Origin of the sequence: Vibrio sp. V39_P1S14PM300 (assembly GCF_009904765.1) — a bacterium.
In the GTDB taxonomy this organism is placed as follows: domain Bacteria; phylum Pseudomonadota; class Gammaproteobacteria; order Enterobacterales; family Vibrionaceae; genus Vibrio; species Vibrio proteolyticus.
In genome coordinates, this window is sequence record NZ_WXWP01000283.1 from 1 (window position 1) to 11927 (window position 11927).

Consider the following 11927-nt stretch of genomic DNA (forward strand, 5'->3'; position numbering starts at 1 on the left):
ACCTAATTGCTAGAATATAAACAAGTTAGGTTGTATAATTTCTCGTCATTCTAAATTTAAGTAACTTATTGGAGTCCTCATGGCACGCGTAACTGTACAAGACGCTGTTGAAAAAATTGGCAACCGTTTCGACCTTGTTCTGATTGCGGCTCGCCGCGCTCGTCAAATGCAAACTGGCGGTAAAGATTCACTAGTGCCGGAAGAGAACGATAAGCCAACGGTTATCGCTCTGCGCGAAATCGAAGAAGGTCTGATCACTAAGGATGTTCTTGATGCACGTGAGCGTCAGGAACAGCAAGAACAAGAAGCCGCTGAACTGGCTGCGGTTAGCAGCATCGCACACAGCCGCTAAGCGGTTGTCGCAAGACGCGCTTCGATTTACCTAACCTTCCGGGCCTGAAATTTGTATCTATTCGATAGCCTCAAAGACGTTGCCCAAGAATACCTAACAGAGCCTCAGATTGAGGCTCTGCGTCAATCTTATGTGGTAGCGAGAGATGCCCATGAAGGGCAAACCCGCTCAAGCGGTGAACCATACATCATCCACCCTGTCGCCGTAGCCCGGATCCTGGCGGAAATGCGCCTGGACATCGAAACGCTGCAAGCGGCACTGCTCCACGATGTCATCGAAGACTGTGATGTCACCAAAGAAGAGCTGGAATCCCAGTTCGGCGCGACGGTGGCGGAGCTGGTAGACGGTGTCTCTAAGCTGGATAAGCTTAAATTTCGCGATCGCAAAGAGGCCCAGGCCGAGAACTTTCGTAAGATGGTGCTCGCCATGGTCCAGGATATCCGCGTCATTCTGATCAAGCTGGCCGACCGGACCCACAATATGCGCACATTGGGTGCCCTGCGTCCGGACAAAAAACGCCGTATCGCGCGCGAAACCCTGGAAATCTATTCTCCTCTGGCCCACCGTTTGGGTATTCACAATATCAAAACCGAGCTGGAAGAGCTGGGCTTTGAAGCCTTGTACCCGAACCGCTACCGCGTTCTGAAAGAAGTGGTCAAAGCGGCACGGGGGAACCGTAAAGAGATGATCCAGCGGATCCATCTTGAAATTGAAGGGCGACTGCAGGAAGTCGGCCTTAAAGCGCGGGTCTTCGGCCGGGAGAAGAATCTGTTCTCCATCTACAACAAGATGAAGAGCAAAGAACAGCGCTTCCACACCATTATGGATATCTACGCGTTCCGTGTGGTGGTGGACGATGCCGATACCTGCTACCGGGTACTTGGTCAGGTACACAGCCTGTACAAACCACGTCCGGGACGCATGAAAGACTACATCGCGGTCCCGAAAGCCAACGGCTATCAATCATTGCATACCTCGATGGTCGGCCCGCACGGGGTACCGGTCGAAGTTCAGATCCGAACCGAAGACATGGATCAAATGGCGGACAAAGGGGTCGCCGCGCACTGGTCGTACAAAGACAAAGGCGACAAATCCGGCACCACGGCGCAGATCAAAGCGCAGCGCTGGATGCAGAGCCTGCTGGAACTGCAGCAAAGTGCCGGTAACTCGTTTGAGTTCATCGAAAATGTGAAATCGGATCTGTTCCCGGACGAAATCTACGTCTTCACGCCTAAAGGCCGCATTGTTGAACTGCCGGTCGGCGCGACCGCGGTCGATTTTGCCTACGCGGTGCACACCGATGTCGGCAACACCTGTGTCGGCGCGCGTGTGGATCGCAACCCGTACCCACTCAGCAAAGCGCTGAAAAACGGCCAGACAATCGAAATCATCAGCGCCCCGGGCGCTCGTCCTAACGCCGCCTGGCTCAACTATGTGGTGACTTCCCGTGCCCGCACTAAGATCCGTCAGGTTCTCAAGACCATGCGCCGGGAAGAGTCGATCACCCTGGGCCGCCGCCTGCTCAACCATGCACTGGGCGAAAAATCGCTCAGCGACATCAGTGACGACAACATTCAACACGTTCTGACCGACCTTAAAATCGGCTCGACCGACGATCTGTTGGCAGCCATCGGTCTGGGTGAACTGATGAGCATCGTGATTGCCCGTCGTCTGCTGGGTAATGCCGATGAACTGACGGAAGTGATGGGCAAAGACGGCCAGCCGAAGAAAAAACTGCCGATCCGCGGTGCGGAAGGCATTTTGCTGACGTTCGCCAACTGTTGTCATCCGATTCCGGACGATCACATCATCGCCCACGTCTCACCGGGCCGAGGCCTGGTGGTCCACCGTGAAACCTGTCCGAACGTACGCGGCTACCAGCGCGAACCGGATAAGTACATGGCGGTGGAATGGTCACGTGACTACGATCAGGAGTTCATTACTGAGCTGCTGGTGGACATGCAAAACCGTCAAGGCGCTCTGGCCGAGCTGACCAATGTCATCTCGCAGACTGGCTCTAACATCCATGGCCTGTCGACCGAAGAACGCGATGGTCGCCTGTACACCGTGACGGTGGCGCTGACGACCAAAGATCGCGTCCATCTGGCGGGCATCATGCGCAAGATTAAGGCCATGCCGCAGACGCTGAAAGTTCGTCGCCGCAAACACTAACCGCTGTTACTCATGCCCCTGACCCGTCAGGGGCATGGTATTGTCCTAGCGAGCAACCTTCTCCAATTATGAATCCTGAACGTTATCAACGCATTCAGCAGGTGCTGAAAGCCCGCCAGACCGATCTGACCCTGTGTCTGGAAGAAGTCCACAAACCCAACAACGTTTCCGCGGTGATCCGCACCGCTGACGCCACCGGACTGCACCGCATTCATGCGGTCTGGCCGAATGACAAGATGCGTACGCTGAGCCACACCTCTGCCGGGGCGCGTAACTGGGTGGAAGTTGACACCCACGATGACATCGAAAGCGCCATCGGCGAGCTGAAACGTCAGGGCATGCAGGTGCTGGTCACCCATTTGTCCGACAGCGCGGTGGATTTTCGTGACATCGACTACACCAAGCCGACCGCCATCATACTCGGCAGTGAGAAAGCCGGGGCCTCAGAGACCGCCAAACGTCTCGCGGATCAGGACATCATCATTCCGATGCTCGGCATGGTGCAATCCCTCAATGTGTCCGTTGCCAGTGCGGTTATCCTCTATGAAGCCCAGCGACAACGCAGTGCCGCCGGGATGTACGACAATGACGCCAGTCAGGTGCCGGCCGATGAGATTCACCGTACCTTGTTTGAACGCGGCCACCCGGTGTTGGCCAAAGTCGCCAAACGCAAAGGCTTAGCCTATCCACCTCTGGATGATGACGGTCAGATCGTGGCCGAACCACAGTGGTGGCAGGAGATGCAGCGCAAATAACCCTCAGCTCTAAGGCTACACTGGGGTGAATTTTCCTGTACAAAAACACAGCCCAATGGTTAACTATCGCCACTGACCGCGAAAACGAGAGAGCCCGTATGTCCCAGTTACTGTCCGCTATTCCGCTAACATCCCTGTCCGGGGTCGGCGCCAAAGTGGCTGAAAAACTGGCGAAAGTCGGGCTCAACACCGTTCAGGACCTGTTATTTCATCTGCCGCTGCGTTACGAAGATCGTACCCGTGTCTACCCGGTAGCCAAGCTGCATGCGGGCTTGTGGGCCGCCGTGCAGGGAAAAGTCATGGCGGTTGATACCCTGTTTGGCCGGCGCAAGATGCTGACGGTCAAACTCAGTGACGGTAACGGCACCATCACGCTGCGTTTTTTCAATTTTACCGCCGCGATGAAAAACAACTTTGCCGAAGGCAAACTGGTGCACGCATACGGTGAAATCAAACGCGGCAATATGGGGCTGGAAATTATCCACCCTGACTACAAGTTTTACGCGCCAGAACGTCAGCCGGACGTCGAGCAAAGCCTGACACCCGTCTACCCCACCACCGATGGTCTGAGACAAGTCACCTTACGCAATCTGACCGATCAGGCATTGGCACTGCTGGACAAAGCGGCGGTGCAGGAACTGCTGCCAACCGGACTTTACGACCACCAACTGACGCTGGCTCAGGCTCTGCATACCATTCACCGGCCACCGCCTGACATCGATCTCGACCAGTTCGATCAGGGGCGTCATCCGGCACAAATCCGGCTGATCATGGAAGAGCTGCTGGCACAGAATCTGTCGATGCTGGCGGTACGCAGCCAAGGCCAGCGTGATGCGGCACTGCCGCTGCCCGACGCCTCACAACTCAAGCAGCGGTTACTGGCACAGTTGCCCTTTACGCCGACCGGAGCCCAGTCACGGGTGGTGAAAGAAATTGAAGCGGATCTCACGCAGCCACACCCGATGATGCGTCTGGTGCAGGGCGATGTTGGCTCAGGCAAAACACTGGTGGCCGCGCTGGCGGCCGTGCGGGCGATTGAGCACGGTTATCAGGTCGCCCTGATGGCGCCCACCGAACTGCTGGCAGAGCAACATGCACTCAATTTCTCCAACTGGTTTGAAAGCATGGGGATTCAGGTCGGCTGGTTGGCGGGCAAACTGAAAGGCAAAGCCAAAGAGGCCGAGCTGGCGCGGATTGCCAGCGGAGAAGCGCAGATGGTGGTCGGCACCCATGCTCTGTTTCAGGAACACGTGGCGTTCCATCACCTGGCCCTGGTGATCATTGATGAACAACACCGTTTCGGGGTACATCAGCGCCTGGCATTACGTGAGAAAGGTGCCCGACAAGGCGCGTATCCTCACCAGTTGATCATGACCGCAACCCCTATCCCGCGCACTCTCGCCATGACCGCCTACGCGGATCTGGAAACCTCCGTGATCGATGAATTACCACCGGGCCGGACACCGATTCAGACGGTCGCCATCCCGGACACCAAGCGTGACGACATCATTGAGCGTGTCCGCCATGCCTGTCTTGACGAAGGCAAACAAGCTTATTGGGTCTGTACCCTGATTGACGAGTCCGAAGTTCTGGAAGCGCAGGCCGCCGCTGACACCGCCGAAGAGCTGCAACGCCGACTGCCGGACGTTAAGATCGGTCTGGTCCACGGCCGAATGAAACCGGCCGAAAAACAAGCGGTGATGCAAGCGTTCAAAGACAATCACCTCCACCTGCTGGTCGCCACCACCGTGATTGAAGTTGGGGTAGACGTACCCAATGCCAGCCTGATGATCATTGAGAACCCGGAGCGACTTGGCCTGGCTCAGTTGCACCAGTTACGCGGGCGCGTCGGCCGGGGCTCGGTGGCGAGCCACTGTGTGCTGCTCTATCACGCGCCACTGTCCAAAACGGCGCAAAAGCGTCTGGGGGTGCTGCGCGAAAGCAATGACGGTTTCGTGATTGCCCAGCGCGATCTGGAAATTCGCGGACCGGGCGAACTGCTCGGCACTAAACAGACCGGACTGGCGGATTTCAAAATTGCCGATCTGGTCCGCGATCAGCGCCTGATCCCGGAAGTTCAGCGCATCGCCCGCTACATTCACCAGCAATATCCAGACAACGCCACGGCCATTATCGAGCGCTGGCTCGGTGAGCGCGACGTGTACGCCAAGGCGTGATTTTTCCAACCAATATCGCCACAGCTCCCCTTTTCCCCTCACAAGGCAAACGTTTGCTTTTAATAAAAAACCTTTTATAATTCCGGCCAATTTTTCGCGCGGACCCGACTCCGCATGTGCTCCACGCTGATCCGGCCCTGATTAACAGCAATCACAGATAACGTGCCGGCTCCCACTGATGTCCCCATTCAGCGAATATCAGTGGTGCTCTGACAGGAAATTTCCATGGCTAACCACAACGCTTCGCGACATACCGACCTGGTTTATCAGCTCAACGATAAACCACCGCTACCGCAAACCCTTTTCGCTGCCCTGCAGCACCTGCTGGCCATGTTTGTCGCCATCATTACCCCGTCGCTGATCATCTGCCAGTCGCTTGGTGTGCCGGCCGAGCAAACCAACACCATCATCAGCATGTCATTATTCGCGTCCGGCCTGTCGTCTTTTATCCAGATCCGGACCTTTGGGCCGATCGGTTCCGGGCTGTTGTCCGTGCAGGGCACCAGCTTTAACTTCCTCGGCCCAATCATCGGTGCCGGGCTGGCACTGAAAGCGGGCGGCGCGGATCTGTCGACCATGATGGCGGCGATTTTCGGCACCATTCTGGTGGCCTCATTTGCTGAAATTCTGCTGTCACGCGTGCTGGATTACGCACGCCGGGTGATCACTCCCCTGGTGTCTGGAATTGTGGTGACCCTGATCGGCCTGACGCTGATCCAGGTTGGTCTGGTTTCAATGGGCGGCGGATATGCGGCGCTCGGTGATGGCACGTTCGGCAGCCTGGACAAACTGGCGCTGGCGGGTACGGTACTGGGGCTGATCGTCCTGCTCAACCGCGCCCGCAACCCGTACATTCGGGTCGCATCGATTGTGATTGCCATGCTGGTCGGTTACCTGCTGGCTTATTTCATGGGCATGGTTGATAGCTCACAACTGGGCGACACCGCGCTGATCGCATTGCCGGTTCCCATGCAGTATGGACTGAGCTTTGACTGGTCGCTGTTTATTCCGCTGGTACTGATTTTCCTTATCACGGCGCTGGAGGCGATTGGTGACATTACCGCGACTTCAGAAGTATCTGGCGAGCCGGTCAAAGGCCCGGTCTACATGCGACGCATCAAAGGCGGCGTACTGGCTGACGGGTTAAACTCCGCCCTGGCGGCGCTGCTAAACAGCTTCCCGAACTCCACTTTTAGTCAGAACAATGGGGTGATCATGCTGACCGGTGTGGCCAGCCGTTATGTAGGCTACTTCATCGCCGCCATGCTGGTCTTGCTGGGCCTGTTTCCTGGCGTGGCCAGCTTTGTCCAGCTTATCCCGGAACCTGTGCTGGGCGGCGCAACCATAGTGATGTTCGGCACCATCGCCGCTGCCGGGGTGCGCATTATCTCCCGCGTGGAGCTCGACCGCCGCGCAATTCTGATCATGGCTCTGTCGTTTTCTATGGGGCTAGGCATCGCGCAGAAACCGGAAATCCTCCAGTTCATGCCCGAGTTCATTAAGAGCATCTTCTCCTCCGGCGTCGCCGCCGGTGGCATCACCGCAATCGTGCTCAATCTGCTGCTGCCGGAAAAACTGACCGATGCAGAGCGCGAGCGCGCAACGGAGTCCTAACCATTCCGACTCCCTCAGGCCCGCGGCCGCGCGCTTGAGGGAGTTTAACGGGTTGGAAAGCTGATCTGAGCTTTGAGTCCGCCTTGTGAGCGGTTATTCACCACCACAGCGCCGCGATGCTGGCTGACAATCCGCTTCACGATTGCCAGCCCCAATCCGGTCCCTTCACTGCCCCGCGCGGTGTCGCCCCGGGTAAAAGGTTCGAACAACTTACCGATCTGGCTGTTTTCAATCCCCGGGCCATTATCTTCCACACACACCCACGCCAGTTTATTGTCGGCCGTCATGCCGGTGCTGACTTTTACCCAGCCGTTGCCATAGCGAATGGCGTTCACCACCAGATTACTGATCGCGCGCTTGATCGCGATGGGGCTGCCGATGGCATCTTTCATCTGCGGATTCAGCTCCGTTTCAACCTGAATTTCATACCCCCCTTCCGACGTCGCCACGTCGCGGGCCAAATCATTGAGGCTGACCGCTTCAAAGCTCTGCTGATTGACTGGTTTGAGGTAATCCATAAACTGACTGATGATCTCATTGCACTCTTCGGTGTCACCGATGATGCCTTCCGCCAGATAACTGTCCTGTGGCGACATCATTTCCGTCGCCAGCCGAATGCGGGTCAGCGGCGTGCGTAAGTCGTGACTGATGCCGGCCATCAGCAGCGCGCGGTCTTCTTCGAGCGCCTGAATGCCTTTTGACATCTGGTTAAACGCCCGGGTGACCGAGCGGATCTCCGTGGCGCCTTTTTCTGGCAGCGGTAGTGGGATTTCGCCCCGGCCCACGTCCTTAGCGGCACGCTCAAGCGCCACCAAAGGCCGATTCTGCAACCGGATAAACAGCCAGCCACCGGCGACGATCAGCAGCGCCATGATCAGGCTGTTACGAAACAGCGGCGCAAAGTCTTCTTCCTGTAACTCCGAGAGCGGAATGCGGATCAACGCGCCCGGCAAAGCATCGGTTTTCATCCACAGAATGTAGCTTTCCTGTCCGAGCATCATGCGCACATCGGTCGGAACCCCGAGCTCCTGGCTCATCTCTTCACTCATCAGATCAATACTGACCGCATGGCGGTACTCTTCGGCAATCGGACTGTCTTCCGGATGTATCGTCACGCCCAACTGCTCAAGCACCCGGCGACGCTGCGGCGCATCCAGCCCGGCATTGAGCTCCTCAGAATCATCCAGCATCAGGTTAATTTCATGGCCGAGAATCTTGTTGAATTGCTGCAAACTCGGCAACAGTGCGTAATTAAATACCGCGTAGTAGGAATAGACCTGGCTGGCGATCAGCAAAGTGATCAGCAACAAAATGGATTGAGTCAACGAGCTGCGGATACGCATAACATTACCTTGAGAGCCAATTGGAGCAGGAAGACAAACAAAAAGCTCCGGTTGCGCGGGCAACCGGAGCCGGAAGGTCAAGCTTACGCTTCTTTACCGTCGGGGACAAAGACGTAGCCCAGCCCCCACACCGTCTGAATGTAACGAGGTTTGCTCGGGTCGACTTCCAGCATGCGGCGCAAACGCGAGATTTGCACGTCGATCGAGCGTTCCATGGCGGAGTACTCCCGTCCACGCGCCATATTCATCAGCTTGTCGCGTGACATCGGCTCACGCGCGTTGGTCACCAGGGCTTTAAGCACCGCAAACTCACCAGACGTCAGTGGCATAGGCTCATCACCACGGAACATTTCTCGGGTTCCGAGATTAAGGCGAAACTCACCGAATTCCACCACCGATTCCTCAGAACTCGGAGCGCCCGGCGCTTCAATCACCTGACGACGCAATACCGCTTTGATCCGTGCCAGCAACTCACGGGGGTTAAACGGCTTAGGCAGATAATCGTCCGCGCCGACTTCCAGACCGACAATCCGGTCGATTTCATCACCTTTGGCAGTCAGCATCAGGATCGGTAACATGTTGTTGGCGTTGCGCAGCCGGCGGCAGATCGACAAACCGTCTTCGCCCGGCAACATCAGATCCAGCACCATCAGGTGGAAGTTTTCACGCGTCAACAGACGGTCCATTTGCTCACTGTTTGCCACACTACGTACCTGGAAACCTTGTTCCGACAGGTAACGTTCCAGCAACGCACGCAAACGTGCATCGTCATCGACCACGAGGATCTTAAAGTTTTCTTGCATGTAAAGACTCCACCAAATAAACCCATTGCCCAGACAGGATGGCAGTATGCAATGTACCACCCGTTCGCGAAAAGTCGCTTAAAGAATTGTTAACGTTTATGTCTTTTTTAGCTAATGTATCCGCAGGTTGCAATCTGATAGCATCAACAATATGAAAACCAATCTGATTACCCGAGAAGGCTTTGATCGCCTTAAAAAAGAGCTCGACTTTCTATGGAGAGAAGAGCGCCCTGAAGTCACCAAAAAAGTCACCTGGGCCGCCAGTCTGGGCGACCGCAGTGAGAACGCGGACTACCAGTATAACAAGAAGCGCTTGCGAGAAATTGATCGCCGTGTCCGTTATCTGAGAAAGCGCCTCGAACAGGTCAAAGTGGTCGACTACTCTCCGCAGCAGGAAGGCCAGGTGTTTTTTGGCGCCTGGGTCGAAATTGAGAATGACGCTGGCGAGCGGATGCAGTTTCGCATCGTCGGTCCAGACGAGATCTATGGCGACGCCAAAGGCTACATCTCGATCGACTCACCGATGGCACGGGCGATCCTCAAAAAAGCGGTCGACGACGAATTCACTGTGCGCACCCCGGATGGCGAGAAAGAGTGGTTCGTCAATAGCATCCGCTATCAGGAGTAAAAAAAGCCCCGCACCGCGGGGCTTGACGTTATTGTTCCGAGGCGGGCTTGTCCGTCACGATGTAATCTTTATCGCTGCTGACCACCGCCCCGTACTTAAGAAAATTGCGCCCCAGAATCATGCTGTAATGGAACCGGCTGCGATCTTGCAAATTGACCCGGATCGCTTTCTCAATTCCCCCCAGGCTGACCCGCATCTTGACCACCGGGCGCACGTTGGCTTTTTCACCGTCCCGGGCACGAATGCGCATCACATCGACCACTTCGCGCGTAAACTGCTTTTTCATCCCCAGATCGTTTTCGTAGGTGAAAGTGACCATTTTCTTACCGTCTTTGTCGAACTGCTTGATGTCCTGTGCGTTGATTGAACTGATGTCCGCCCCGGTATCCAGTTTGACTGGAAAACTGAGCCCTTCCACCTGCGCCACTTCAATGTGACCGGCGCGAAACAGCGGGTGCACATCCAGCAGGTTCTCAGCGCGGGTATTGACCAGCACTCCGCCTTTGGCCATTTTTTGTCCCAACGTGAAATACGGCTTCTGGCCCTTTTTCTCCACGACATCAACGGCAAATGCCAGTGTGCGTGTCTCGCCGCCAAACGTGAACTCACCTTCGACAATCGGCCGGGTCGACTCACCCACCACGATGTTTTTGATCACCTCTTTCACCACTTTCTGCTCACCGCCTTTGCCATCGGGCAGATAGAATTCGACCTGCGGCTTCTTGCCTTCCACCAGCTCAAAACTGCTGACCCGCAGCAAGGGAGTGTTGACCGCAAACGACGGTTCCGCGCGCAACGTCACGCCGTCCAGTTCGATCTCTTCCTCAGGTGACACCACCAGCGGATGACTCTTAAGCGCATTGTTGTAGCTCTTTTCGCCGCCACGCAGTAGATTCTCCCGTCCGGAATCGATAACAAAATATCGGCTGGTGGTGTTCAGACCAATACGCAATTGGGTATCGAGGTGACTGCGATCTCGCAGATACACCAGCCAGTGCTCGGTTTGGGTGTCATTGAGCTTAACCGGCAGGTAGACCAGCGGGCGCGCCGTGCCACTCACACGCAGCATTTTCACCAGCGGCAGCGTCATCGCTTTGCGCTGCCCGTTGCTGCCGATCAGCGTAAACGACACCTGGCGGGCTTTTTTATCCACCTGAATGTCTTTGGCATTGGCAATCGAATAATTGTTTTTCAATGAGAAACTGGTTTTGTACGGTAAACCGCCCACGTTAACGGTCTCGTGTTTGCCAATCACCTGAGCTTGTGGCAGGCCCTGCAGGTAATCGTAACCGGCGAACACCCAGGCATTGTTCTCAAGGAAGGTTTTTCCGATCAACACCGGAGCAGAGAAACCGGAACGATCCGCAAGGTTCACGTCAGTGTTAACCGTGTGCCCGGCGATGGTCAGTGGCAGATTGATGGTCGGCCGCAGGATAGGTTTGTCATTGGTACGGCTGCGGATCATCGCAATCCGCTCAATGTCATCGGTTATTTTGATGACTTTGCCAGTGTACGGATGGCGTACTTCAAACGAGACCTGAACCCGGTACGGCTTGAACATGGCGTCTTCCCACTTGCCGTGACGTTTGTCCATGTCCTCAACCACAGCTTCCATCAGGGCATCGTCTTTCAGATGCTGATACTTGGGGTTCTGACTGATGACGTGAATATTCTCGGCATGCATTGAGGTGGTATCGGCGCCAGTGTCAATTTTGCCCGTGAACGGAACGCCCTTGAGTTGCGGAATGTCGTTATAATAGACATTCTCAGTTCGCCCCAGCACCAACTCGTTGTCGATTTTGTACACCGGATCGCGGGTGGTGGCTTGCAGATCGCCAGACCAGGACATCGGGGTGAATAACGCGGTGCTGAACAGGGCAAGGGCTAGAGAAACTTTCTTCATGAGGAGAATCCATGACTGTCGGATAAGTGAAACACAGTAACTATGAGTTCCCCCATAGCCGATAAGTTCTGAATTTGATTACAGTTTTGACACAAATATAACCAATATCCACCTGAGATAAGTAATTTAAGCGCAAAAACCGGCGACCAAATGTAAAATCGTTGGAAAAACGCCGACGCA

General features: G+C 55.6%; 9 protein-coding genes. 6 read left to right on the forward strand and 3 right to left on the reverse strand.

Annotated elements, in window-relative coordinates; all coding sequences use genetic code 11:
- Positions 1-79: 79 nt before the first annotated feature.
- From rpoZ to CAG65_RS14480, 5 genes are all read left to right on the forward strand, one after another.
- Positions 80-352, forward strand: coding sequence for a DNA-directed RNA polymerase subunit omega (rpoZ, locus tag CAG65_RS14460; RefSeq protein ID WP_021704630.1), 273 nt, complete (start codon positions 80-82; stop codon positions 350-352).
- A gap of 51 nt (positions 353-403) precedes the next feature.
- Positions 404-2524, forward strand: a complete 2121-nt coding sequence (spoT, locus tag CAG65_RS14465; protein ID WP_161454104.1) for a bifunctional GTP diphosphokinase/guanosine-3',5'-bis pyrophosphate 3'-pyrophosphohydrolase — start codon at positions 404-406, stop codon at positions 2522-2524.
- A gap of 68 nt (positions 2525-2592) precedes the next feature.
- A complete protein-coding gene (trmH, locus tag CAG65_RS14470; protein ID WP_021704632.1) occupies positions 2593-3279 on the forward strand; it encodes a tRNA (guanosine(18)-2'-O)-methyltransferase TrmH in 687 nt (228 codons plus the stop codon).
- 65 nt (positions 3280-3344) lie between these two features.
- Positions 3345-5456 carry an ATP-dependent DNA helicase RecG gene (recG, locus tag CAG65_RS14475; protein WP_337247562.1) on the forward strand — a complete coding sequence of 704 codons (2112 nt, stop codon included), beginning with the start codon at positions 3345-3347 and terminating at the stop codon, positions 5454-5456.
- Between the two features lie 225 nt (positions 5457-5681).
- Positions 5682-7070 carry a uracil-xanthine permease family protein gene (locus CAG65_RS14480; RefSeq protein WP_021704634.1) on the forward strand — a complete coding sequence of 463 codons (1389 nt, stop codon included), beginning with the start codon at positions 5682-5684 and terminating at the stop codon, positions 7068-7070.
- A 44-nt stretch (positions 7071-7114) separates the two neighbouring features.
- Here the strand turns inward: CAG65_RS14480 and envZ are convergent, their stop codons facing one another.
- The gene (gene envZ / locus CAG65_RS14485; RefSeq protein WP_161454106.1) at positions 7115-8413 is read right to left on the reverse strand and encodes a two-component system sensor histidine kinase EnvZ; all 1299 of its coding nucleotides are present in this window, start codon (positions 8411-8413) and stop codon (positions 7115-7117) included.
- 83 nt (positions 8414-8496) lie between these two features.
- A complete protein-coding gene (ompR, locus tag CAG65_RS14490) occupies positions 8497-9216 on the reverse strand; it encodes an osmolarity response regulator transcription factor OmpR (protein WP_021704636.1) in 720 nt (239 codons plus the stop codon).
- Positions 9217-9367: 151 nt separating this feature from the next.
- Between ompR and greB the strand changes: the two genes are divergently transcribed.
- Complete coding sequence (gene greB, locus CAG65_RS14495) at positions 9368-9844, forward strand: transcription elongation factor GreB (protein ID WP_161454107.1); 477 nt, start codon at positions 9368-9370, stop codon at positions 9842-9844.
- Positions 9845-9872: 28 nt separating this feature from the next.
- Here the strand turns inward: greB and CAG65_RS14500 are convergent, their stop codons facing one another.
- Complete coding sequence (locus CAG65_RS14500; protein ID WP_021704649.1) at positions 9873-11747, reverse strand: putative ATP-dependent zinc protease; 1875 nt, start codon at positions 11745-11747, stop codon at positions 9873-9875.
- Between the last annotated feature and the right edge of the window lie 180 nt (positions 11748-11927).

Excerpts from the sequence above, each read along its gene's own strand:
- rpoZ (WP_021704630.1), top strand. The coding sequence starts at position 80 with ATGGCACGCGTAACTGTACAAGACGCTGTTGAAAAAATTGGCAACCGT.
- ompR (WP_021704636.1), bottom strand. The coding sequence starts at position 9,216 with ATGCAAGAAAACTTTAAGATCCTCGTGGTCGATGACGATGCACGTTTG.
- envZ (WP_161454106.1), bottom strand. The coding sequence starts at position 8,413 with ATGCGTATCCGCAGCTCGTTGACTCAATCCATTTTGTTGCTGATCACT.
- CAG65_RS14500 (WP_021704649.1), bottom strand. The coding sequence starts at position 11,747 with ATGAAGAAAGTTTCTCTAGCCCTTGCCCTGTTCAGCACCGCGTTATTC.
- trmH (WP_021704632.1), top strand. The coding sequence starts at position 2,593 with ATGAATCCTGAACGTTATCAACGCATTCAGCAGGTGCTGAAAGCCCGC.
- greB (WP_161454107.1), top strand. The coding sequence starts at position 9,368 with ATGAAAACCAATCTGATTACCCGAGAAGGCTTTGATCGCCTTAAAAAA.
- CAG65_RS14480 (WP_021704634.1), top strand. The coding sequence starts at position 5,682 with ATGGCTAACCACAACGCTTCGCGACATACCGACCTGGTTTATCAGCTC.